The organism is Kitasatospora sp. NPDC097691, from assembly GCF_040302665.1.
In the GTDB taxonomy this organism is placed as follows: domain Bacteria; phylum Actinomycetota; class Actinomycetes; order Streptomycetales; family Streptomycetaceae; genus Kitasatospora.
Map to the genome: position 1 here is coordinate 7,523 of NZ_JBEORY010000006.1, position 26,967 is coordinate 34,489.

General features: G+C 73.8%; 1 protein-coding gene. It reads right to left on the minus strand.

The annotated features are described in order from the left end of the window. Positions 1-26,964 carry a non-ribosomal peptide synthase/polyketide synthase gene (locus ABTY56_RS06085; RefSeq protein WP_350627009.1) on the minus strand — a complete coding sequence of 8,988 codons (26,964 nt, stop codon included), beginning with the start codon at positions 26,962-26,964 and terminating at the stop codon, positions 1-3. Between the last annotated feature and the right edge of the window lie 3 nt (positions 26,965-26,967).

Here is a 26,967-nt window from a genome sequence, read left to right on the forward strand (position 1 = left end):
TCAGTTCTCCTGGTGGGAATGGGTGGTGTCGCCGGTGGCCTCGGCGAGCTTGCCGGCCAGGATCGGTCCGATCTGGGCCAGCGAGCCGGCTTGGGTCATCCGGTCGTGCCGGGTGGTGATCTGGTGCGATTCGATCCGGCCGGCGATGTAGGGCTGCCAGATCCCGGGCCCGGCGTTGTCCTCGGTCCGGTCGATCGTGGAGTTGAACAGCAGCAGGTCTCCCTCGTACCTGGCGGGGACGAAGTCGACGGCCAGCCTGGCGTTGTTGATCATGATCTGGATGATGACCTCGACCTGCCGCTCCGTCAGGCCGGCCAGCGCGCTGCCCCGCATGCGCAGGACCTCGGCGACCTCGGCGTAGGTCAGCGTGCGGTCGCCGAAGTCGTCCGGGTCGACGTCGAGCACACCGACGAGCACGTCCCGCTCGGTCGGCACGGGCACCTCGTCGAACTGCACGTCCTTCACCGGGTAGGCGTCGAGGATCGCCAGCAGCCCGGTCCGCTCGCCGCGGTCCTGGAGCACGCAGGCGATCGCGTGGGCGATCAGCCCGCCGGCGGACCAGCCGAGCAGCAGGTACGGGCCCTCCGGCTGGATCTTCTGGATCTGGTCGGCGTAGTCGGCCGCCATCTCCTCGTAGGACGTCGGCAACGGTTCGGGCCGGCCGAGGCCCCGTGCCTGGATCGCGTAGACCGGGTGCTCGGGACTGACGTGGTTGAGCAGCCCGCTGTACGACCAGCTGATGCCGCCGCCGGGGTGGATGCAGAACAGCGGTGTACTGGTCCCTGTCGAACGCAGCGGCAGCACCACGTCCAGGGCGTCGTCGGGGTCGTTCATGACCAGGCGTTCGGTGAGACCGGCGACGGTCGGTGCCTCGAACAGCATGCGCAGGCCCAGCTCCACGCCCAGGGTCTCGCGGACGCGGGAGGCCAGGCGGGCGGCCAGCAGCGAGTGCCCGCCGAGGTCGAAGAAGTTGTCGTCGATGCTCACCTGCTCCCGGCCGAGGACCTCGGCGACCAGGTCGCACAGCAGCTGCTCCTGCGGCGTCCGGGGGCCGCGCCCGGAGCCCGGTGCCCCGTACTCGGGGGCCGGCAGGGCGGCCCGGTCGAGCTTGCCGTTGGCGGTCAATGGCAGCGCGTCCACGGTGACGAAGGCCGCCGGCACCATGTAGTCGGGCAGTTCGCGGCGCAGCCGGCCGGACAGCTCGCCCGCGTCGGGCGCCCCCTCGGGGGTGGGCACCAGGTAGGCGACGAGCCGCTTGTCGCCCGGCTGGTCCTCGCGGGCGACCACGGCCGCCTGGGCGACGCCGGGGCAGCCCGCCAGGACCGCCTCGATCTCGCCGGGCTCGATCCGCAGGCCACGCAGCTTGACCTGGTGGTCGGCGCGGCCGGCGAAGTCCAGCGTGCCCTCGGTCCGCCACGACGCGAGGTCGCCGGTGCGGTACATCCGGCTCCCGGGCGGCCCGTACGGGTCGGCGGTGAAGCGCTCCGCCGTCAGGCCGGGCCGGCCGAGGTAGCCGCGGGCCACGCCGACCCCGGCGAGGTACAGCTCGCCGACCATGCCCGTCGGCACCGGCCGCAGCCGGGCGTCGAGCACGTAGGTGCGCATGTTCGCCATCGGCCCGCCGATCGGCACGGTCGCGGCGTGTTCGGGGACGGTGCGCACCGTGTGGCAGGTGGCCAGGGTGGTGGCCTCGGTGGGCCCGTAGCCGTTGACCACCTCGATGCCGGGGCAGGCCGCCAGCACCCGGGCGGCGGCGGCCGGGGAGACGACGTCACCGCCGGTCCACACCTCGCGCACCCCGGCGAGCATGCCCGGCCGCTCCTCGGCGACCAGCCGGAACAGTCCGGCGGTGAGCCACAGTCCGGTCACCCCGTGCGCGGCGATCGTGTGCTGGAGCAGGTCGAGGTCGAGCTGCTCCGGCGGTGCGACCACGATCCGGCCGCCGTTGAGCAGCGGCACCCACAGCTCGTAGGTGGAGAGGTCGAAGGCGGTCGGGGAGTGCATCAGCACCCGCTCGTGTCCGCCGCCCCGCCATTCGGGGGTGAGCGCGAGGCCCACCACGTCACGGTGGGTGACGGCCACGCCCTTCGGCCGGCCGGTCGACCCGGAGGTGTACATGATGTACGCCAACTGCCCGGGATCGCACGGCACTTCGACGTCGGACGGATCGGCGGCCACGGACTGCAGCAGCGCGGTGAGCACCTCCTGGGTGAGCACCACGGCGGCCCCGCTCTCCCGCAGGATCAGGTCGATCCGGGAGGAGGGAAAGCGCGGGTCCAGCGGGACGTAGGCGCCGCCCGCCTTGAGGATCGCCAGGATCGCCACGACCAGCTCCGCCGAGCGGTCGAGCATGACCGCGACGGGCGTCTCCGGCCGTACGCCCTGGCGGACCAGCGCCCGGGCAAGCCGGTTGGCCCGCCGGTCGAGCTCCCGGTAGGTCAGCTCGGTGCCGCCCGCCACGACCGCGACCGCCTCCGGGGTGGCCCGCACCTGGCGGGCGAACAGCTCCGGCACCGCGGCCCCGGGCAGCTCGGCCGCCGCACCGGTGGACCCGGCGAGCAGTCGGCGGCGTTCCTCGGCGGGCATGATGTCGATCCGGCTGATCGGCCGGTCGGGATCGGCGACCGCCGCGCGCAGCAGGAGGGCCCAGCGCTCGAACAGCAGCTCCACGGTCGGCGCGTCGAACAGGTCGGTGGCGTACTCCACCGCGCCCACCAGGCCGTCCGGGCCGCCGCCGTCCGGGCGGAACTGCTCGGCCAGGCTGAAGGTCAGGTCGACCCGGGAGGTCCCGGTCGGCGCCTCCAGGTGGCCGGTCTCCAGGCCCGGCAGCCCGAACTCGCCGATCGGCGCGTTCTGCAGGGCCAGCATGATCTGGAACAGCGGGTGGTGGGCCAGCGACCGGGTGGGGTTGACCACCTCGACCAGGTACTCGAAGGGCACGTCCTGGTGGTCGTACGCGGTGAGGGCCTTCTGCCGGACCCGGCCGAGCAGGTCGGCGAAGCCGGGGTCGTCGCTGGTGTCGGTGCGCAGCACCAGGGTGTTGACGAAGAAGCCGACGAGCTCGTCCAGTGCCTGGTCGGTACGGCCGGCGATCGGGCTGCCGATCGGGATGTCGGTGCCGGCGCCGAGCCGGGTGAGCAGGGCGGCGAGGCCGGCCTGGAGCACCATGAACATGCTGGCGCCGCGTGCGGCGGCCAGGTCCCGCAGGGCCCGGTGCAGGTCGGCGTCCAGCCGGACCGCGACCCGGCCGCCCTGCTGGGAGGCCACCGGCGGCCGGGGCCGGTCGGCGGGCAGCTGCAGCTGCTGCGGCACGCCCGTCAACTCGTCTTTCCAGTACGCCAGTTGCCGGGCGAACAGGCTGTCCGGGTCGGCCGCGTCGCCGAGCAGGTCGCGTTGCCAGAGGGTGTAGTCGGCGTACTGGACCGGCAGCGGGGACCAGTGCGGCTCCTCGCCCCGGCAGCGGGCCGCGTAGGCCGCGGCCAGGTCGCCGGCGAGCGGGCCCATCGACCAGCCGTCGGCGGCGATGTGGTGCACCACGACCAGCAGCGCGTGCCGGTCCGGGGCGATCGCGTAGAGCTCCGCCCGGACCGGCGGCTCCGCGGCCAGGTCGAAGCCGCGTTGGGCGGTGTCCGCCAGCCGCTCGGCCAGCCGGCCCTCGTCGAGCTCGACCACCGGCAGGGCCGGGTGCGCCTCCGTGGCGCTCAGCACGACCTGGTACGGCACGCCGTCCTCCTCGCGGAAAACGGTCCGCAGGCTCTCGTGCCGGGCGATCACGTCCGCGAGCGCGGCGTGCAGGGCCGGGCGGTCGAGTCCGCCGGTCAGGCTGAGCGCGAGCGGCATGTTGTAGGTGGCGCTCGGCCCGTCCATCCGGTGCAGGAACCACAGGCGGCGCTGGGCGAAGGACAGCGGCACCCGGTCGGGCCGCGGCCGGGTGGTCAGCGCGGGCCGTGCCGTGCCGGAGCCGTCGAGGCGGGCCGCCAGTGCGGCCACGGTCGGCGTCTCGAACAGCGTCCGGACCTCCAGCTCCGCGCCGAGGGTCGCCCGGACCCGGGAGGCCAGGCGGGTCGCCAGCAGGGAGTGTCCGCCCAGGTCGAAGAAGCTGTCCTCCACACCGACCTGGGCCAGCCCGAGCACCTCGGCGAACAGTTCGGCGAGGAGCTGTTCCTGCGGGGTGCGCGGGGCCCGCCCGGCCGCGACCGGGCCGAGGTCGGGGGCGGGCAGCGCGCGGCGGTCGAGCTTGCCGCTGGCCGTCAGCGGCAGCGCCTCCAGTGCCACGAACGCCGACGGGACCAGGTAGTCGGGCAGCCGGCCCCGCAGCCAGTCGCGGAGTTCGCCGAGGAGGGCGCCGGTGCCCCGGCTGTCGGTCGGGCGGTTGGTCAGCGAGGACAGCTCCCGGCCCGTGGCCCGGACCGGCCGGTACGGCTCGACGGGGGCGCCGCGGAGCGTCCGCGGGTCGACGAGGACGACGTCCACGGCGTCCGCCGCGGTCGCCGACCAGGTGACGGCCACGGAGCGGCCGAACTCCGACCCGAGGGCGTGGAAGTCGTCCGGGTCGGGGAGGTCGCCGTCCTCCGGGGCGTGCAGCCGTTCCAACAGCTCGGCAAGCGGGCCGTCACCGTTCTGCACCGCCCGGGCCAGGGCGGCCTCCCGCGCCACGCGGCGGTTCGGCACCCCGGTGATCCGCAGCACGTCGGCGCTCGACTGCGCAAGCAGCTCGCGCAGTTCGGCCGGTCCGGCGACCTGCCGTCCCCAGGCCAGCTCGACGGAGCGGTCCGGGGCGGCCGGGGTGACCGGCGGCTTGTGCAGCGTCACGTCGTAGCGGTAGCGGGTCAGCTCGTTGTGGTGGCGGCCGCGCTTGACCTCCACGGCCACCGCGCCGATCTCCGCGCCGGTCTCCGCGCCGTGCTCCCGCAGGGCGGTGAAGAAGTCCGGGTCGACCAGGAGCTCCTTCTCCACCCGGAGGGCCTGCTCCACCGCGCGGCGCACCGCGACGAGGTCGGCGCCCTCGCCGACCCGGTGGAGTCGGACGGCGGTGGCCAGCGGGCGCAGCAGCCGCAGGTTGCGGACGTCGCCGACGAACAGCGCGCCGCCGGGGGCGAGCAGCCCCATCAGCTTCCCGATCACGTCGGCGAGGTACTCGGAGGACGGGAAGTACTGCACCACCGAGTTGATCACGATGGTGTCGAACTCCCCGGCGGGCAGCCCGTCGATGTCGTGTGCAGGACGGGTCTGCAGCGTCACGCGCCCGGCCAGGTCCTCCCGCCGGTCCACCTGCGCGGCCAACGCGTCGATCGCGGTGGCGGAGAAGTCGGTCGCCCAGTACGTCTCGCAGTGCGGTGCGATCTGCGAGAGCAGCAGGCCGGTGCCGACGCCGACCTCCAGCACCCGGCGGGGGCGCAGGGCCAGGATGCGGTCCACGGTGGCGTCCCGCCACTCCCGCATCTGCTCGACGGGGATCGGGCTGGCGTCGTAACTGCTGTTCCAGCCGACGAAGTTCTGACCGAAGGCGGCTTCCTCGGGAGCGATGGGCAGGGCGTCGTAGATGTCCTGCCACTCGCCCACGTGGTCCGCTTCCAGACCGCTGTCCCGGGCCGTGTCCTGATGCGGGACGACGTACCCGACGAGCCGGTCCTCCTGGGCGAGGACGGCCGCCCGGGCGACGGCGGGGTGCTCGGCCAGCGCCGACTCGACCTCACCGAGCTCGACCCGGAAGCCGCGGACCTTCACCTGGTCGTCGGCGCGGCCGAGGTACTCCAGCTCACCGTCGGCCAGCCAGCGCACCAGGTCACCGGTGCGGTACATCCGAGCGCCCTCCGGGCCGAACGGGCAGGCCACGAAACGGCCTGCGGTCAGCCCCGGCCGGTTCAGATACCCGCGCGCCAGGCCCGCCCCCGCGACGTACAGCTCGCCCGGCACCCCCGGCGGCACCGGCCGCAGTCGCCCGTCCAGGACGTACACCTGTGCGTTGGCGATCGGACGGCCGATCGGCGGCACCCCCGACCCGGGCGTGAGCGGGTCGCTCATCGTCGCGCACACCGTCGTCTCGGTCGGGCCGTACGCGTTGATCATCCGCCGGCCCGGTGCCCAGCGGTCCACCAGCTCCGGCGGGCACGCCTCACCCGCCACCACCAGCGTCGACACGGTCACCGAGCCTTCCGGCACTGCGGCAAGGACGGACGGGGGCACGGTCACGTGGGTGATGCCGAGGCCCGGGTCGGTCAGCGCGGCAACCGGGTCCGCCGCCGGCGGCAGCACCAGGGCCGCGCCGCGCAGCAGCGCGGTGTAGATCTCCGACACCGAGGCGTCGAAGCTGGGCGAGGCGAACTGGAGCACCCGACTGTCAGGTTCGATCGCGAACCGCTCGATCTGCGCGGCCACCAGACTCGCCACACCGCCGTGACCGACCACGACGCCCTTGGGACGGCCGGTCGAACCCGACGTGTAGATCACGTACGCCGGATGCCGGACATCGAGCGCCACCGCCGGATCGGTCTCCGGCCAGTCGCCCTCGACCACCATCGCGGGGTCGTCGACCATCACCGCCGGACGGGCGTCCGCCAGCATGAAGTCGATCCGCGCCTGCGGATACGACGGATCCACCGGCAGGTACGCCGCCCCGGCCTTCAGCACACCCAGGACCGCCACCACCGACTCCACCGACCGCGGCAACGCCACCGCCACCAGCTGCTCCGGCCCCACCCCACGCGCGATCAACGCATGCGCGAACCGGTTCGCCCGAGCGTTCAACTGCCGGTACGTCAGCTCGACATCGCCGCAGACCAGCGCCACCGCGTCCGGCGTCGCCGCCACCTGCGCCGCGAAGGCCTGCGGCACAGGGACCGCCGCCACCTCGCGGGCGGTCTCGTTGCCCCGCTCCAGCAGCCGCTGCCGCTCCTCGCCGTCCAGGAGGTCGATCCCTCCGATCGGCTGCTCCGGGTCGGCGGTGACCGCCTCCAGCAGGAGCGTCCAGCGCCGGACGAGGGCCTCGACCGTCGAACGGTCGAACAGGTCGGTGGCGTACTCGACCGCGCCGACGATCCCGGCCGGGCTGCCGTCCGCGGCGAACTGCTCGACCAGGCTCGCACCGAGGTCGAACTTGGCGGTTCCGGTGGCCACCGCGCGGGTGACGACGTCCAGACCGGGCAGCGAGAACCGGCCCATCGGAGCGTTCTGCACGGCCAGGACGGTCTGGAACAGCGGGTGGTGCGACAGCGACCGAGCCGGGTTCAGCACCTCCACCAGGTGCTCGAACGGCACGTCCTGGTGCGCGTACGCCGACAGCGCCGTCTCCCGCACCCGCCCCAGCAGCTCCGCGAAACTCGGATCACCGCTCGTGTCGGTGCGCAGCACCAGCGTGTTGACGAAGAACCCGACCAGTTCGTCCAGCGCCTCGTCCGTCCGGCCCGCGATCGGGCTCCCGATCGGGATGTCCGTGCCCGCACCCAGCCGCGTGTACAGCGCCGCCAGCGCCGCCTGCAGCACCATGAACAGGCTGGTGCCGGTGCTCCGCGCCAACTCCGTCAGAGCGGCGTGCAGTTCGGGGCTCAACTCCAGGCCGACGTGGTCCCCGTGCCAGCCGGCGACGGCCGGCCTCGGCCGGTCGGCGGGCAGCTGGAGCAGCTCCGGGAGGTCGGACAGCTGCCGCTTCCAGTAGTCGAGCTGCTCGGCGAACCGGCTCTGCGGGTCGGCGGCGTCGCCGAGCAGTTCGCGCTGCCACAGGGTGTAGTCGGCGTACTGCACCGGCAGGTTCGACCAGCTCGGCGCGCGGCCCTCGCTCCGGGCGGCGTACGCCGCGGCGAGGTCCCGGGCCAGCGGGCCGGTGGACCAGCCGTCACCGGCGATGTGGTGCATCACCAGCAGCAGCACGTGCTCGTCGGTCTTCTCCGCGAGCTCGAACAGCTCCGCCCGCAGCGGCGGCTCCGTCGCCAGGGCGAAGGGCCGCCGGGCGAACTCGGCGAGCCGCTCGGGCAGTTCGGCCGCGGAGATCTGGGTCCGCAGCGCCCGGGGGCGGGCCGCGACCGGGTCCAGGACGCGCTGGCAGGGGACGCCGTCCACCTCCGGGAACACCGTCCGCAGGCTCTCGTGCCGGGCCACCACGTCGGCCAGCGCCCGGTCCAGCGCTGGCCGGTCGAGCGTCCCGGTCAGCTGCAGCGCCAGCGGGATGTGGTAGGTGGCGGCGCTGCCGTCCATGCGGTGCAGGAACCAGAGCCGGCGCTGGGCGAAGGACAGCGGCACCGCCTCCGGCCGCTCCCGTACGGTCAGCGCCGGGCGGGCGTGGCCGGCCCCGGCCAGCGCCCCGGCCAGGCCGGCCACGGTGGGCGCCTGGAAGAGCGCACGCAGCCCCAGCTCCACGCCGAGCACCGAGCGCACCCGCGCGGCCAGCCGGGTGGCGAGCAGGGAGTGCCCGCCCAGGTCGAAGAAGTCGTCGTCGACTCCGACCGCCGGAACGCCCAGCACCTCGGCGAACAGCCCGCACAGGATCTGCTCCTGCGGCGTGCGCGGCGCCCGGCCGCCCTCCGCCGAGCCGAGGTCGGGAGCGGGCAGTGCCGCCCGGTCCAGCTTCCCGTTCGGCGTCAACGGCAGCGCGTCGAGCACCACGAAGACGGCCGGCACCAGGTAGTCGGGCAACCGGTCACGCAGGTGCGCCGCCAGCTCCGCCTGCCGCAAGGCCGCCGCGGAACGGGCCGCCACGTACCCGACGAGCCGGTCCTCCCGGGCCACCACGGCGGCCTGGGCGACGTCGGGATGGGCGGCCAGCGCGGCCTCGACCTCGCCCGGTTCGACGCGGAAGCCGCGCACCTTCACCTGGTCGTCGGCCCGGCCGACGTACTCCAGCTCACCGTCGGCACGACGTCGCACGAGGTCACCGGTGCGGTACATGCGGCTCCCGGCCGGGCCGAACGGGCAGGCCACGAAACGGCCTACGGTCAGCCCCGGCCGGTTCAGGTAGCCGCGCGCCAGACCCGGGCCGGCGACGTACAACTCCCCCGCCACGCCCGGAGGTACGATGCGCAGCCGCTCGTCCAGGACGTACGCCCGGAAGCCCGCGACCGGTCGGCCGATCGGCGGTACGCCCGAGCCGGGCGACAGGGGGACGCTCATCGTCGCGCACACCGTCGTCTCGGTCGGACCGTAGGCGTTGATCATCCGGCGTCCGGGCGCCCAGCGCGCCACCACCTCGGGCGCACAAGCCTCCCCCGCCACCACCACCGTGGTGGCCGTGACGTCGGCGCTTTCCACTGCCGCGAGGGCCGAGGGCGGCAGGGTCACATGGGTGACGTCGAGCCTGTGGTCCGTCAGGGCCTCCAGTGGGGCCTCGGCGGGGGCCAGGACGAGGGCGGCGCCGGTGAGCAGCGCACTGCACAGGTCCCAGAACGACGCGTCGAAGCTGGGCGAGGCGAACTGGAGCACCCGGCTGCCCGGCGCCACGCCGAGCCGCTCGACCTGCGCCGTCACCAGGCCCGCCACCCCGCTGTGGCTCACCACGACGCCCTTGGGGCGGCCGGTCGAGCCCGAGGTGTAGATCACGTACGCCGGGTGCCGGACGTCGGGCGCGATCACGGGATCCGTGTCCGGCCATTCGCCGTCGCCCACCACTGCCGGGTCGTCGACCACCATCGAGGGCCGGGCGTCGTCCAGCATGAACGCGATCCGTGCCGCCGGGTACGCCCGGTCCACCGGCAGGTACGCGGCCCCGGCCTTCAGCACGCCCAGGACAGCCACCACCGACTCCACCGAGCGCGGCAGGGCCACCGCCACCAGCTGTTCCGGCCCCACCCCGCGCGCGATCAACGAGTGCGCGAACCGGTTCGCCCGGGCGTTCACCTGCCGGTAGGTCAGCTCGACACCACCGCAGACGAGCGCGACCGCGTCCGGCGTCGCCGCCGCCTGCGCCGCGAACAGCTCCGGCAGGCTCACCGGAGCCGACCCGCCCTCGACGCCCTCGACGCCCTCGACCGCGGGCAGCAGCTCGCGGCGCTCCTCGGCGGACAGCAGGTCGATCCCGCCGATCGGCCGGTCGGGCGCGGCGACGACCGCGGCCAGCAGCCTGGTCCACCGGGCGGCCAGGGCCTCGACCGTCGAACGGTCGAACAGGTCGGTGCTGTACTCGACCGCACCGCTGAGCCCGGCCGGCGCACCGTCGGGCCCGTGCTCCTCCGCGAACCCGAAGGTCAGGTCGAGCCGCGCGGTCCCGGTGAGCACGCTCACCCCGGAGACCCGGAGACCCGGCAGCCCGAAGTCGCCGCCCGGCGCGTTCTGCACGACCAGCCCGGTCTGGTACAGCGGGTGGTGGGACAGCGAGCGGGACGGGTTCAGCGCTTCCACCAGGTGCTCGAACGGGACGTCCTGGTGCGCGTACGCCGACAGCGCCGTCTCCCGCACCCGCCCCAGCAGCTCCGCGAAGCTCGGATCACCGCTGGTGTCCGTCCGCAGCACCAGCGTGTTGACGAAGAGCCCGACGAGCTCGTCCAGCGCCTCGTCGGTGCGGCCCGCGATCGGGCTGCCGATCGGGATGTCCGTGCCCGCACCCAGCCGGGTGTACAGCGCGGCGAGCGCGGCCTGCAGCACCATGAACAGGGTCGCACCCGAGCGTCGCGCCAACTCCACCAGCGCCGCGTGCAGTTCGGCGTCGATCCGGAGCTCCAGCAGGTCGCCGCCGTACGACATGGTGGCCGGCCGCGACCGGTCGGCGGGCAGCTGCAGCTGCTCGGGCAGCCCGGCCAGTGCCTGCGTCCAGTGGGCGACCTGCTGGGCGATCACGCTGTCGGCGTCGTGTTCGTCGCCGAGGATCTCGTGCTGCCACAGGGTGTAGTCGCCGTACGTCACCGGCAGCGGCGGCCAGGCCGGCGTTCCGCCGCCCCGCCGGGCGGTGTAGGCGGTGGCCAGGTCACGGGCCAGCGGGCCCATGGACCAGCCGTCACCGGCGATGTGGTGCACCACCAGCAGCAGCACGTGCTCGTCGGTCTTCTCCGCGACCGCGAACAGCTCCGCCCGCAGCGGTACTTCCGCGGTCAGGTCGAAGCCGCGCACCGCCGCCCCGCGCAGCAGGGCGGGCAGTTCGGCCTCGCCCGCCGCGCGGACGGTCAACGGGACGGCGGCCTCGGTGCTGTCCAGCACCTGCTGGTACGGCACTCCGGCGCTGTGCGGGAAGACCGTGCGCAGGGTCTCGTGCCGGGCCACCACGTCCGCGAGCGCGGCGCTCAGGGCGGCCCGGTCGAGGTCGCCGCTCAGCCGCAGGGCCAGCGGCAGGTGGTAGGTGGCGCTGGGTGCCCCGAACTGCTGGAGGAACCAGAGCCGGCGCTGGGCGAACGACAGCGGCATCGGTTCGCGGCGGGGCCTGGGCGCCAGGGCCTGCCGCGCGGTGCCGGCGTCGTGCAGCCCGGCTGCCAGTCCGGCGGGTGTCGGGGTCCGGAACAGGGCGCGCAGCTCCAGTTCGACCCCGAGGGTCGCGCGGACCCGCGAGACCAGCCGGGTGGCGAGCAGGGAGTGCCCGCCCAAGGCGAAGAAATCCTCGTCGACCCCGACCCGGGCGAGGCCCAGCACCTCGGCGAACAGCTCGCACAGGATCTGCTCCTGCGGCGTGCGCGGCGCCCGGCCCGTCTCCCCGGTCGTGGTCTCCGGCGCGGGCAGCGCCGCCCGGTCCAGCTTCCCGTTCGGCGTCAACGGCAGCGCGTCGAGCAGCACGAACGCGGACGGCACCAGGTAGTCCGGCACCCGGTCGCGCAGGTGCGCCGTCAGTGCCGCCGCGGTCGCCCCGCGCCCGGCCAGGGGGACGACGTACGCGACGATCCGGTCCTCCCGGGCGAGCACCGCGACCTGGGCGACGTCCGGGTGCGCGGTCAGCTCGGCCTCGATCTCGCCCGGCTCGACCCGGAATCCGCGCACCTTCACCTGGTGGTCCACCCGGCCGGCGAACTCCAGCTCGCCGTCGGCCCGCCAGCGGACCAGGTCGCCGGTGCGGTACATGCGGCTCCCGGCCGGGCCGAACGGGCAGGCCACGAAACGGCCTACGGTCAGCCCTGGCCGGTTCAGGTAGCCGCGGGCCAGGCCCTCCCCGGCCAGGTACAGCTCACCGAGCACGCCGGGGGCGACCGGGCGCAGTGCCGAATCCAGCACGTACACCCGGCAGTTGGCGATCGGCCGGCCGATCGGCACCGGCAGCGGGCAGTCGGCCGGGTCGGCCGGCAGCGGGTAGGCGGTGATCACATGGGTCTCGGCGGGCCCGTAGTGGTTGTGCAGCTCCCGGCCCGGCCGGCGGGCCCGGAAGCGGCGCACGGCGCCGCCGAGTCGCATCGCCTCGCCGGCCTGGGCGACCAGCCGCAGGTGCGGCAGCTCCAGCCCGGCCTCCTCGGCGGCCTCGGCCAGCGCCTCGACCACCAGGTTGGGCGCGAACAGCTCCTCCACCTCGTGCCGGTCCAGCCAGTGCGCGAACAGCTCGGCGCTGCGGCGCTGCTCCTCGGTCGGCACCACGAGGGTCTTGCCGTACAGCAGCGCGGAGAGCGTCTCCTGCACCGAGACGTCGAAGCTGATCGCGGTGAACTGTGCGACCCGCGTGCCGGGTTCGCCGCCGACTGCCCGGTGGTGCCACGCCAGGAGGTTCAGCAGGCCGGCGGCGGGCATCATCACGGCCTTGGGCCGGCCGGTGGAGCCGGAGGTGTAGATGACGTAGGCCGGGTGCCGTCCGTCCACGGGGACGGCCGGATCGTGCTCCGGCTGCTCGTCGGACGGTGTGACGGCCGCGAGGTCGTCCAGCACCACGACCGGACGGGCGTCCTCCAGCATGTAGGCGATGCGGGCGGCCGGGTAGTCCGGATCGACCGGCAGGTACGCCGCGCCCGTCTTGAGCACCGCGAGGACGGCGATCACCAGCTCGGCCGAGCGCGGCAGTCGCAGCGCGACGACCTGCTCCGGCCCGACCCCGCGCGCGATCAGCGCGTGGGCCAGGCGGTTGGCCCGGCGGTTCAGCTCGCGGTAGGTCAGCACGGTGTCCTCGAACACCACCGCCTCGGCCCCCGGGGTCGCCCGGACCTGCGCCTCGAACAGGGCGGGCAGGCTCAGGGCGGAAACTGGGCGGGTGGTGTCGTTGCGCCCGACCAGCAGTTCGTGCCGCTCCTCGGCGGTGAGGACGTCGATCCGGCTCAGCGGCCGGTCCGGCTCGACGACCACCGCTGCCAGCAGCCGCAGCCACCGGGCGACCAGTGCCTCCACCGTGGCGGGGTCGAACAGGTCGGTGCTGTACTCGACCCGCCCGATGATGCCTCCGGCCGATCCGCCGGTCCCGCCGAGCTCCAGCAGGTGGAAGCCGAGGTCGAACATCGCCGTCGGCGTGTGCACCGGCAGGATGGTGGCGCTCAGACCGCTCGGCGCGAACTCGGTGCGCGGCACGTTCTGCAGCGCGAGCAGCACCTGGAACAGCGGCTGCCGGGCGAGCGACCGGGACGGGTTGAGGGCCTCGACGACGTGCTCGAACGGCAGGTCCTGGTGCGCGTACGCGCCGAGCGCGCCCTCCCGGACCCGGACCAGCAGCTCGGCGAAGGACGGGTCGCCGCTGGTGTCCGTACGGAGCACCAGGGTGTTGACGAAGAACCCGACCAGGTCGTCCAGCGCCTGGTCCGTACGGCCGGCGATCAGACTGCCGACCGGGATGTCGCTACCCGCGCCGAGCTTGTCCAGCAGCGCTGCCAGCGCGGCCTGGAGCACCATGTGGACACTGGCCCCGTGTTCCCGGCCCAGGCCCACCAGGGCGCCGTGCAGCTCCGCGTCCAGGTCGATCGTCAGGTTCCCGCCGCGATAGGAGGGTGTCGCCGGGCGGGGCCGGTCGGCGGGCAGCCGGATCTGCTCGGGCAGGCCGGCCAGCCGCTCCGTCCAGTAGGCCGCCTGCCGGGCGGACAGGCTCGCGGGATCGGTGGGGTCCCCGAGCAGCCGGTCGTGCCAGAGGGTGTAGTCGGCGTACTGCACCGGCAGCGGCGCCCACTGCGGCCCCTCGCCTTCGCGGCGCGCCGCGTACGCGGTGGCCAGGTCGGCGGCCAGCGGGCCCAGCGACCAGCCGTCGGCGGCGATGTGGTGCACCACCAGCAGCAGCACGTGCTCCTCGGCGGCGAGCTCGAACAGCTCGGCGCGCAGCGGCGGTTCGGCCGCGAGGTCGAATCCGCGCGTCGCGGCCCCGGTCAGCAGCTCGGCCAGGGTCGTCTCGTCGGCCGGGGTGACCTGCAGCTTCGGCCGCACCTCCCCGGCGGACAGCACGTGCTGGTACGGCACGCCGTCGACCGCCCGGAAGACCGTGCGCAGCGTCTCGTGCCGGTCGACGACGTCGCCGAGGGCTTCCGTCAGGGCCGCCCGGTCCAGCGGGCCGGAGATCCGCCAGGTCAGCGGCATGTTGTAGATCGGCCCGGCGCCCTCCAGCTGGTGCAGGAACCAGAGCCTCCGCTGGGCGGAGGACAGCGGGATGCGTTCGGGCCGCTCGGCCCGTTCCAGGGCGAGCCGGGCCCGGTCGGCGCCGTCCAGGCAGGCGGCCAGTCCGGCCACCGTCGGGGTGCGGAACAGGACGTGCAGCGCCAGCTCGACGCCCAGGGTCGTGCGGACCCGGGCCACCAGCCGGGTGGCCAGCAGCGAGTGCCCGCCCAGGTTGAAGAAGTCGTCGTCGGCACCTACCTCCGGCAGGCCCAGCACCTCGGCGAACAGCCCGGCCAGCACCTGCTCCTGGGGGGTGCGCGGTGCCCGGCCGGCCTTCGACACGGTGAACTCGGGCTCGGGCAGGGCGCGCCGGTCGAGCTTGCCGCTGGTGTTCAGCGGCAGGGCGGCGAGGGGGACGAACGCGGCGGGCACCATGTAGTCCGGCAGCCGCTCGCGCAGGTGGGCGCGCAGGTCCTCCGGCCGCAGCTCGGTGCCGGGGGCGAGTACCAGGTAGGCGACCAGACGGGTGTCCGCGGCCCGGTCCTTCCGGGCGATCACCGCGACCTGCCCGACCTGCGGGTGGTCGGCCAGCGCCGTCTCGATCTCGCCGAGCTCGATCCGGAAGCCGCGCACCTTCACCTGGTCGTCGGCCCGGCCGACGTACTCGATCTGCCCGTCGGCCCGTCGGCGCACCAGGTCGCCGGTGCGGTACATGCGGCTCCCCGCCGGGCCGAACGGGCAGGCCACGAACCGCCCGGCGGTCAGCCCCGGCCGGTTCAGGTAGCCGCGGGCCAGGCCCGGGCCGGCGAGGTAGAGCTCCCCGGTCACCCCCGGCGGCACCAGGCCCAGACGATGGTCCAGCACGTACGCCCGCTGACCGGCGATGGCGCGGCCGATCGGCGGCACGCCGGACCCGGGCGACAGCGGCTCGCTGATCGTGGCCACGACCGTCGTCTCGGTCGGGCCGTACGCATTGAGCATCAACCGTCCCGGCGCCCAGCGGGCCACCAGCTCCGGCGGGCAGGCCTCCCCCGCCACCGCCAGCGTCGGCACGGCCACCGCGTCCGGCGAGAGCGCCGCCAGCACCGAGGGGGGGACGGTCGCGTGGGTGAGCGCGAGGCTCGGGTCGGTCAGCGCGGCGACCGGCTCGGTCGCGGGCGCGGGCACCAGGGAGGCGCCGCTGAGCAGGGCGCCGAGGATGTCCCACAGCGAGACGTCGAAGCTGGGCGAGGAGAACTGGAGCACCCGGCTGCCGGGCGCGATGCCGAGGCGCTCGGCATGCGCCTCCGCCATGGCCCGCACACCCGCGTGGCTCACCAGCACGCCCTTGGGCCGGCCGGTCGAGCCGGAGGTGTAGATCACGTACGCCGCGTGCCGGGCGTCCACCGCGACGACCGGATCGGTCTCCGGCCACTCCGGCTCCTCGGCCAGCTCGGCCACCGTCGCCGGGTCGTCGACCACCACGCTCGGCTTCGCGTCGTCCAGCATGAACGCGATCCGCGACTCCGGATAGACCGGATCCACCGGCAGGTAGGCGGCTCCCGTCTTCAGGACGCCCAGGACGGCCACCACGAACTCCACCGACCGGGGCAGCGCCAGCGCCACGACGTGTTCGGCAGCCACCCCGCGCGCGATCAGCGAGTGCGCGAACCGGTTGGCCCACGCGTTCAGCCGGCCGTACGTCACCTCCACGTCCCCGGAGGCCAGGGCGACCGCGTCCGGCCTCGCCGCCACCTGGGCCGCGAAGGCCGCCAGCACGCTCTCGGCGTCCGCCACGGCCTCGACAGCGGGCGCCGGCAGCAGCGCACGGCGTTCCCCGGCGGACAGGAGCTCGATGCGGCTGAGCCGCTGCCGGGGGTCGGCGACGGCCGCGGTCAGCAGCCGGACCAGGCGCGCGACCATCGTCTCGACGGTGGCCGGGTCGTACAGGTCGCTCGCGAACTGGACGAACGCGTCGATCCCGGCCGGGCAACCGTCCTCGGCGTGCCGCTCGGCCAGCGCGAGGACCAGGTCGAACTTGGCCGTGGTGGTGGTCAGTTCCAGCTCGCCGACCCGCAGGCCGGGCGGGGCGAACCCGACCCGGGCGTCGTTCTGCAGCACCAGCATGACCTGGAACAGCGGATGGTGGGAGAGCGACCGCACCGGGTTGAGGGCTTCGACCAGGTACTCGAACGGCAGGTCCTGGTTCGCGTACCCGGCCAGCGCGGTGTCCCGGACCCGGGCCAGCAACTCCGCGAAGGTCGGGTCGCCCGAGGTGTCCGTCCGGAGCACGAGGGTGTTGACGAAGAACCCGACCAGGTCGTCCAGCGCCTGGTCGCCACGCCCGGCAGTGAGGCTGCCGACCGGGATGTCCTCGCCCGCGCCGAGCCGGCTGAGCAGAGCGGCCAGCCCGGCCTGGAGCACCATGAACAGACTGGTGCCGTTGGTACGGGCGAGCTCACACAGCCCGCTGTGCAGCTCCGCGTCCAGCTCGGCCCGCACGTGACCGCCCCGGTGCGAGGCGACCGCCGGGCGGGGCCGGTCGGCAGGCAGCTGGAGCTGGTCCGGCAGACCGGCCAACTGCCGTTTCCAGTAGGACGCCTGGCGGGTGATCGAGCTGTCGCTGTCGGTGGCCACGCCGAGCAGGTCGTGCTGCCACAGGGTGTAGTCGACGTACTGGACGGCAAGTGGCTCCCGCTGCGGCTCCTCACCCCGGCAGCGGGCCGCGTACGCCTCGGTGAGGTCCGCGGCCAGCGGGCCGAGCGACCAGCCGTCGCCGGCGATGTGGTGGAGCACCAGCAGCAGCACGTGCTCCTCGGCGCCCAGCTCGAACAGCTCGGCGTGCAGCGGCAGTTCGGCCTCCAGGTCGAACCGGTGGGCCTGCGCCTCCGCCAGCGCGTCGGACAGCCCGGCCTCCGTGGTCCGACGCACGGCGAGACCCGGACGGGCCGCCGCCACGTCCGACACCTGCTGGTACGGCACGCCGTCCACCACCGGGAACACCGTCCGCAGGGCCTCGTGCCGGACCACCACGTCCGCCAGGGCGGCGCGCAGCGAGTCACGGTCGAGCGGGCCGGACAGCCGCCAGGCCAGCGGGATGTTGTAGTTCGCGCTGGCGCCCTCCAGCTGGTGCAGGAACCACAGCCGCCGCTGCGCGAACGACAACGGGACTCGTTCGGGCCGCTCGCGCCGCGCCAGGGCGAGCTGCGCCGGTCCGGCTCCTGCCAGGGCGGCGGCCAGGCCGGCCGGGGTCGGCGCCTCGAACAGGGTGCGCAGCGGCATTTCCACGCCGAGGGTCGCGCGGATGCGGGCAGCGAGGCGGGTGGCGAGCAGGGAATGCCCGCCGAGGTCGAAGAAGCCGTCCTCGACGCCGACCTCCGGGACACCGAGGACCTCGGCGAACAGCTCACAGAGGATCTGCTCCTGCGGGGTGCGCGGCGCGCGGCCGGTGGACGCGGGGGCGAGGTCGGGGGCGGGCAGGGCCCGGCGGTCGAGCTTGCCGTTGGTGGTCAGGGGCAGTGCGTCCAGCACGACGAACGCCGACGGCACCATGTGCTCCGGCAGCCGCTCGGCCAGGTACTCACGCAGGCCGGCGGGGTGCAGCTCGGCGCCGGTGGCGGCCACCGGGTACGCGACGAGCCGGGTGTCGTCGGCGCGGTCCTGTCGCGCGACGACGGCGACCTGGGCGACGTCGGGGTGGGCGACCAGTGCCGCCTCGATCTCGCCGAGCTCGATCCGGAAGCCGCGCACCTTCACCTGGTCGTCGGCGCGGCCGACGTAGCGCAGACTGCCGTCTGCGGCCCGGCGCACCACGTCGCCGCTGCGGTACATCCGGGAGCCGGCCGCTCCGAAGGGATCGGCGACGAACCGTCCGGCGGTCAGGCCGGGCCGGTTCAGGTAGCCGCGCGCCAGACCTGCGCCCGCAACGTACAGCTCGCCGGGCACACCGGGCGGAACCGGTCGCAGACCGGCGTCCAGCACGTACGTCCGCAGGTCCGGCAGAGCGGTGCCGATCTGACCGGCGGCGGTGCCGGACCGGTCGAGCGCGGCGTGGGTGACGTGCACGGTGGTCTCGGTGATGCCGTACATGTTGACCAGGCGCGGCGCATCCGCCGGATGCCGCTCGTACCAGCTCGCCAGGCGGGCGTGCTCCAGCGCCTCACCGCCGAACACCACGGTCCGCAGGGCGAGTTCACGCCGATGCTCGGCGTCCGCCTGCATCAGCTGGTAGAACGCGGACGGCGTCTGGTTGAGCACCGTCACCCGCTCGCGGGCGAGGAGTTCCAGGAACCGGCCGGGCGAACGGCTGGTCTCGCGATCCACGACCACCAGACGACCGCCGTGCAGCAGCGCACCCCACAGCTCCCACACCGAGAAGTCGAAGGCGTAGGAGTGGAACAGCGTCCACACGTCGTCCGCGGAGAACCCGAACAGCTCCTCCGTCGTCCGGAACAGCCGCACCACGTTCCGGTGCGGCACCACCACACCCTTGGGGTCCCCCGTGGAACCGGAGGTGTGGATGACATAGGCGGCGTGACCGGGGTCGACCGTGACCTGCGGGTCGGTGTCCGGCTGCCCGGCCGGGTCGAGCGCGTCCAGCAGCAGCCGGTCCATCCCGTCCGATCCCGGCAGCTCGCCGGTCCGGCCCGTCGTCACCAGCAGCGACGGCCGAGTGTCCTGAAGCAGGTAGGCGATCCGGGCCGCCGGGTACGCCGGGTCCACCGGAACGTATGTGGCACCGGCCTTGAGCACCGCGAGGACGGCCACGACCAGGTCCGCCGAACGCGGCAGGGCCAGCGCCACCAGCCGCTCGGGTCCCACGCCACGGTCGATCAGCGCGTGCGCCAGCCGGTTCGCCCGGGCGTTCAACTCGCCATAGGTGAGAGTGGCTTCACCCTCCGTAAGGGCTACGGCGGTCGGGGTCGCCCGGACGTGCCGCTCGAACAGCGCGGTCAGGCTGCTCTCCGGCAGCTCCTCACCCTGGTCGGCCTCGGCCGGGAGCAGCGCCCGGAGCTCGTCGGCGGACAGCACGTCCACCTGGCCGATCCGTCGTCCGGGGTCGGCGACGACAGCCCGCAGCAGCCGCAGCCACCGGTCGACGATCCCGGCCGCGGTGGCCTCGTCGAACAGGTCGGTGCTGTATTCCAGGACGCCTGAGAGGCCGGAGGACTGCTCGGTCAGAATGAAGGTCAGGTCGCACTTGGCTGTCCCGGTGTGGACTACGTCGGTCGTCACCCGCAGCCCGGGAAGGTCGAACTCGCTCGTCGGCGCGTTCTGCAGCGCGAGCATGGTCTGGAACAGCGGGTGGTGCGCCAGCGACCGGACGGGGTTCAGCGCCTCCACCAGGTGCTCGAACGGCACGTCCTGATGCGCGTACGCCGCCAGCGCGCCGCCGCGCACCCGGCCCAGCAGCTCGGAGAACGACGGGTCGCCCGACAGGTCGGTGCGCAGCACCAGCGTGTTGACGAAGAACCCGACCAGCTCGTCCACGGCCTCATCGGTACGGCCGGCGATCGGCGTGCCGATCGGCACGTCGCAGCCCGCACCGAGCTTGCCCAGCAGAGCGGCCAGCCCCGCCTGGAGCACCATGAACAGACTGGTGCCGTGGGTACGGGCGAGCTCACGCAAGCCGCTGTGCAGCTCCGCGTCCAGCTCTGCGCGTACCAAACCGCCGCGGTGCGAGGCGACCTCCGGCCGGGGCCGGTCGAAGGGCAGCTCGACCTGCTCGGGCAGGTCCGCCAGCTGCTCCCGCCAGTACGCCAGTTGTTCGTTCAGCAGGCTGTCCGGGTCCGCACCGTCACCCAGCAGCTCCCGCTGCCAGAGGCTGTAGTCGGCGTACTGGACCGGCAACGGCGACCACTCCGGCTTCCCGCCCGCCGCACGCGCCGCATAGGCCGCCGTCAGATCCCTCGAAAGCGGCCCCATCGACCAGCCGTCACCGGCGATGTGGTGCACCACCAACAGCAGCACATACTCCTCGGCGCCCAGCTCGAACAGCTCCGCACGCAGCGGCGACTCCTTGGCGAGGTCAAAGCCGTACCGAGCCGCCTCCACCAACCGCTCCGCCAGCTCACGCTCACCGACCTCGGTCACCCGCAGCCGCGGCCGCGCCTCATCGGCATCCAGCACCCGCTGACACGGCACACCGTCCACCACCGGGAACACGGTGCGCAGACTCTCATGCCGCTCCACCACATCCGCCAGCGCCTGCTCCAGCGCCCGCAGGTCCAGACCACCCGACAACCGCAAAGTCAGCGGAATGTTGTACGTCGCACTCGGACCCTCCATCCGGTGCAAGAACCACAACCGCCGCTGCGCGAACGACAACGGAATGAGTTCGGGCCGCTCGCGCCGCGCCAGGCCGAGCTGCGCCGGTCCGGCCGCCACCAGGGCGGCAGCCAGGCCCGCCGGGGTCGGGGCCTCGAACAGGGTGCGCAGCGGCATTTCCACGCCGAGGGTCGCGCGGATCCGGGCAGCGAGGCGGGTGGCGAGCAGGGAATGCCCGCCCAGGTCGAAGAAGCCGTCCTCGACGCCGGCCGTCGCCACGCCCAGGACCTCGGCGAACAGCTCGCAGAGCACCTGCTCCTGCGGGGTGCGCGGCGCGCGGCCGGCCCGCTCCGCGGTGAACTCCGGCTCGGGCAGAGCGCGGCGGTCGAGCTTGCCGTTGGTGGTCAGGGGCAGTGCGTCCAGCACGACGAACGCCGACGGCACCATGTGCTCCGGCAGCCGCTCGGCCAGGTACTCACGCAGGTCTGCCGGGCGCAGCTCGGCCGCGCGCGGTGCGGCTCCCGCGGTCGGCACGAGGTAGGCGACGAGCCGGGTGTCGTCGGTGCGGTCCTGCCGGGCCAGGACGGCGACCTGGGCGACGTCGGGGTGGGCGGCCAGTGCCGCCTCGATCTCGCCGAGCTCGATCCGGAAGCCGCGCACCTTCACCTGCTGGTCGGCGCGGCCGACGTAGCGCAGGCTGCCGTCTGCGGCCCGGCGTACGACGTCGCCGCTGCGGTACATCCGCGATCCGGCCGCTCCGAAGGGATCGGCGACGAACCGTCCGGCGGTCAGGCCGGGCCGGTTCAGGTAGCCGCGCGCCAGACCTGCGCCCGCGACGTACAGCTCGCCCGCGACACCCGGGGCCACCGGCCGCAGTGCACCGTCGAGCACGTACGTTTGCAGGTCCGGCAGAGCGGTGCCGATCTGCCCGGCGGCGGTACCGGAGCGGTCGAGCGCGGCGTACGTGACGTGCACGGTGGTCTCGGTGATGCCGTACATGTTGACCAGGCGCGGCGCATCCGCCGGATGCCGCTCGTACCAGCTCGCCAGGCGGGCGTGCTCCAGCGCCTCACCGCCGAACACCACGGTCCGCAGGGCCAGTTCACGCTGATGCTCGGCGTCCGCCTGCATCAGCTGGTAGAACGCGGACGGCGTCTGGTTGAGCACCGTCACCCGCTCGCGGGCGAGGAGTTCCAGGAACCGGCCGGGCGAACGGCTGGTCTCGCGGCCCACGACCACCAGACGACCGCCGTGCAGCAGCGCACCCCACAGCTCCCACACCGAGAAGTCGAAGGCGTAGGAGTGGAACAGCGTCCACACATCCTCGGCGGAGAAGCCGAACAGCTCCTCCGTCGTCCGGAACAACCGCACCACGTTCCGGTGCGGCACCACCACACCCTTGGGGTTGCCGGTGGAACCGGAGGTGTGGATGACGTAGGCCGCGTGACCGGGATCGACAGCGATCCCCGGGTCCGCATCCGGCAGTCCGCCCAGGTCGGCGGCGTCCAGCCGCAGCCGCTCCACGCTCTCCGCACCCGGCAGGTCGCCGACCGCACTCGTCGTCACCAGCAGCGACGGCCGGGTGTCGTCGAGCAGGTAGGCGATCCGGGCCGCCGGGTACGCCGGGTCCACGGGCACGTACGCGGCACCGGCCTTGAGCACCGCGAGCACCGCCACCACCAGTTCCGCCGAACGCGGCAGGGCCAGCGCCACCAACCGCTCCGGCCCCACCCCACGCGCCATCAGCGCGTGCGCCAGCCGGTTCGCCCGGGCGTTCAACTCGCCGTACTTCAGCGCGACTTCGCCATCGGTCAGCGCGACGGCGGCCGGATTCTCCCGGACCTGCCGCTCGAACAGCGCGGTCAGGCTGCTCTCCGCCTGCTGATCCGGAGTATCGACGACCGCCGGGAGCAGCGCGCCGAGCTCCTCGGCGGACAGCACGTCCACCCGGCCGATCCGCCCGCCGGGGTCGGCGACGACAGCCCGCAGCAGCCGCAGCCACCGGTCGACGATCCCGGCCACGGTGGCCTCGTCGAACAGGTCGGTGCTGTACTCGACCACACCCGACAGCCCCTCCGAATCGGGCTGTTCGGCCAGGATGAAGGTCAGGTCGCACTTGGCCGTCCCGGTGTGCACCAGGTCTGTCGTCACCCGCAGCCCCGGCAGATCGAAGGCGCCGAGCGGCGCGTTCTGCAGCGCGAGCATGGTCTGGAACAGCGGGTGGTGCGCCAGCGACCGGACGGGGTTCAGCGCCTCCACCAGGTGCTCGAACGGCACGTCCTGATGCGCGTACGCCGCCAGCGCGTCGCCGCGCACCCGGCCCAGCAGCTCGGTGAACGACGGATCGCCCGACAGATCGGTGCGCAGCACCAGCGTGTTGACGAAGAACCCGACCAGCTCGTCCACGGCCTCATCGGTACGACCGGCGATCGGCGTGCCGATCGGCACGTCGCAGCCCGCACCGAGCTTGCCCAGCAGAGCGGCCAGCCCCGCCTGGAGCACCATGAAGAGGCTGGCCCCGCCGTCGCGGGCAAGTTCGCGCAGGCCCTGGTGCAGCTCGGCGTCGATCCGCACCGGCAACTGGGCGCCCCGGTAGGACATCGCCGCCGGCCGGGGTCGGTCGAAGGGCAGCTCGACCTGCTCGGGCAGGTCCGCCAACTGCTCCCTCCAGTAGGCGAGTTGGCCGTTCAGCAGGCTGTCCCGGTCCGCACTGTCGCCCAGCAGCTCCCGCTGCCAAAGGGCGTAGTCGGCGTACTGGACCGGCAGCGACGACCACTCCGGCTTCCCACCCGCCGCACGCGCCGCATAGGCCGCCGTCAGATCCCTCGAAAGCGGCCCCATCGACCAGCCGTCACCGGCGATGTGGTGCACCACCAACAGCAGCACATACTCCTCGGCGCCCAGCTCGAACAGCTCCGCACGCAGCGGCGACTCCACGGCGAGGTCAAAGCCGTACCGAGCCGCCTCCGCCAACCGCTCCGGCAGCTCACGCTCACCGACCTCGGTCACCCGCAGCCGCGGCCGCGCCTCATCGGCATCCAGCACCCGCTGACACGGCACACCGTCCACCACCGGAAAGACCGTGCGCAGACTCTCATGCCGCTCCACCACATCCGCCAGCGCCTGCTCCAGCGCCCGCAGGTCCAGACCACCCGACAACCGCAAGGTCAGCGGAATGTTGTACGTCGCGCTCGGACCCTCCATACGGTGCAGGAACCACAACCGCCGCTGCGCGAACGACAACGGGACCAGCTCAGGCCGCTCACGCCGCCCCAGCGCCGGGCGCGCCCGGCCGGCGACGTCCACCGCCGCCGCCAGTTCCGCCACGGTAGGCGCGTCGAACAGGTCGCCCAGCCTCAGCTCCACGCCGAGGGTCGTCCGTACCCGGGCGATCAGTCGGGTGGCCAGCAGCGAGTGCCCTCCGAGGTCGAAGAAGCTGTCGTCCAGCCCGACCTCGGCCACTCCGAGCACGTCGGCGAACAGTCCGGCGATCAGGTGCTCGGTCGCCGTGCGCGGAGCGCGGCCCGGCGCGGTGGGCTGCCGCTCGGGGGTCGGGAGGGCGCGCCGGTCGAGCTTGCCGTTCGGGGTCAGTGGCATCGCGTCCAGCACCACGAATGCCGACGGCACCATGTACTCCGGCAGCCGCTCCCGCAGACGAGCCCTCAGCTCGTCCGGTCGGACCGCCTGCCCGGTCACGGGGACGGCGTAGGCGACCAGGCGGGGTTCCTCGTCGGTACGCACCGTGACGGCGGCCTGCGCAACCGCCGGGTGTCCGGCGAGGACGGCCTCGATCTCACCGAGCTCGATCCGGAAGCCGCGCACCTTCACCTGGTCGTCGGCGCGGCCGAGGTACTCCAACTCACCGTCGGCCAGCCGGCGCACCAGGTCACCGGTGCGGTACATCCGAGCGCCCTCCGGGCCGAACGGGCAGGCCACGAACCGCCCTGCAGTCAGCCCCGGCCGGTTCAGATATCCGCGCGCCAGGCCCGCCCCCGCGACGTACAACTCCCCCGCCACCCCCGGCGGCACCAGTCCCAGAAGCCCGTCCAGGACGTACACCTGTGCGTTGGCGATCGGCCGGCCGATCGGCGGCACCCCCTCCCCGGGCGTGAGCGGGTCGCTCATCGTCGCGCACACCGTCGTCTCGGTCGGGCCGTACGCGTTGATCATCCGCCGGCCCGGTGCCCAGCGGTCCACCAGCTCCGGCGGGCACGCCTCACCCGCCACCACCAGCGTCGACACGGTCACCGAGCCGTCCGGCACCGCGGCGAGGACGGACGGGGGCACCGTCGCATGGGTGACCGCGAGGCCCGGGTCGGTCAGCGCGGCGACCGGGTCCGCCGCCGGCGGCAGCACCAACGCCGCGCCGCACAGCAGGGCCGTGAAAATGTCCGACACCGAGGCGTCGAAGCTCGGCGAGGCGAACTGGAGCACCCGGCTGTCGGGTTCGATCGCGAACCGCTCGATCTGCGCGGCCACCAGACTCGCCACACCGCCGTGGCCGACCACGACGCCTTTGGGACGGCCGGTCGAACCCGAGGTGTAGATCACGTACGCCGGGTGCCGGACGTCGAGCGCCACCGCCGGATCGGACTCCGGCCAGTCTCCGTCCCCCACCATGGCCGGGTCGTCGACCACCAGCGCCGGACGGGCGTCCGCCAGCATGAACGCGATCCGCGCCTGCGGATACGACGGATCCACCGGCAGGTACGCCGCCCCGGCCTTCAGCACGCCCAGGACCGCCACCACGGCCTCCACCGACCGCGGCAACGCCACCGCCACCAGCTGCTCCGGCCCCACCCCCCGCGCGATCAGCGCATGCGCGAACCGGTTCGCCCGGGCGTTCAACTGATGGTACGTCAGCTCGACATCGCCGCAGACCAGCGCCACCGCGTCCGGCGTCGCCACCACCTGCGCCGCGAACAGCTCCGGCAGGCTCTCGGCCGTGACCCGCACCACCGGCCCTGCGGCGGCCGCCGCCAACTCGCCCCGTTCCTCGGCCGTGAGCAGCTCGATCCGGCCCACCAGGTCGTCCGGCTCGCACGCCGCGACGGTCTCCAGCAGTGCCATCAACCGCTGCTGGTGGGCGGCGAGTTCGTCGGCGCGGTAGGCGTCCGGCGAGCCGTTGAGTACGAGCCGCAGGCCGCTGCCGTCCCGCTGGGCGTAGGCCCAGACGGCCAGATCGCTGGTCGCCGCCTCGGACAGGTGGTGCACCGTGGCGGCATGTCCCGCGAAGCTCGGCTCCGAATCGAAGGCCATGATGTTGACGAGCAGCGGGAACGCCGTCCCGATGGCGCCGGGCGCGCCGAGATCCCGGAGCAGGTCCTCGGTCCGATAGCGCTGGTGCGCCAGGGCCGCGTCCACCTCGCCCGCCACCTGTGCGACGAGTTCGCGCCACGTCATGTCGGGTCGCACGGTCAGGCGCAGGGGCGCCGTGTTGGACACGGCGCCGGGCACCGACATCAGGTCGGCTTCGGACCGCGGCCGGCCGGTGACGGCGAGGCAGAGCACCACGTCCTGGGAGGCGGTCAGCCGGTGCGCGTAGAGAGCCGTCACCGCGATCAGCAGCCGGGACCACCGAACGCCGGCCCGCCCGGCCGCGGCCCGAAACTCATCCGGGCGCAGGACCTCCGACACCCCGGTGCGGTGCACGGGCCGGGCGGAACCGCCCGGAGCCCGGTCGGAGATCCGGGTGGCGGCCGGGCGGTCGGTGAAGCGCTGGATCCAGTACGCCCGGTCCGTGGCGAGCTGCGCCGAGGCACGGTAGTCGGCGTCCGCCGCCACCAGGTCGTCCAGCGAACCGAACGGGTGCGGCGGCACCTCCCGGCCCTCGACCAGCACGCTGTACGCCTGTTCGATCCGCTGCCGGACGAGGGCGTAGCCGTATCCGTCCATCACCAGGTGGTGGTAACTCTGGTAGCAGAGGTGGTGCGTCGGCGAGAGCCTGATCAGCGCGAGGCTGAACAGCGGATCGCAGCCGAGGTCGAGCGGGCGGAGCCGGTCCTCGTCCATCCACGCCCGGGCCGCCGCGAGCGGTGCCGCCTCCGCACTGAGGTCGAGGAAGACCGGCCCCCGGTCCCGGTTCCCGCGGACGACCTGCCGCGGACCGTCTCCGTCCTCGACGAAGTTCACGTGCAGGGCGTCGACCTCGCCGACCACCTGCCGCACCGCGGCCTCCAACTGCTCCGGGTCCACCGGCCCGTGGATCTCCAGGTACTCGCCGATGCGGTAGACGGGAAGCGCCGTCCGGGTGCTCTGCTCGGCGAGCCAGATCTCGCGTTGGGCCGCCGTCATGGGCAGGACGTCGCCGTCGCGACGGGACATGGG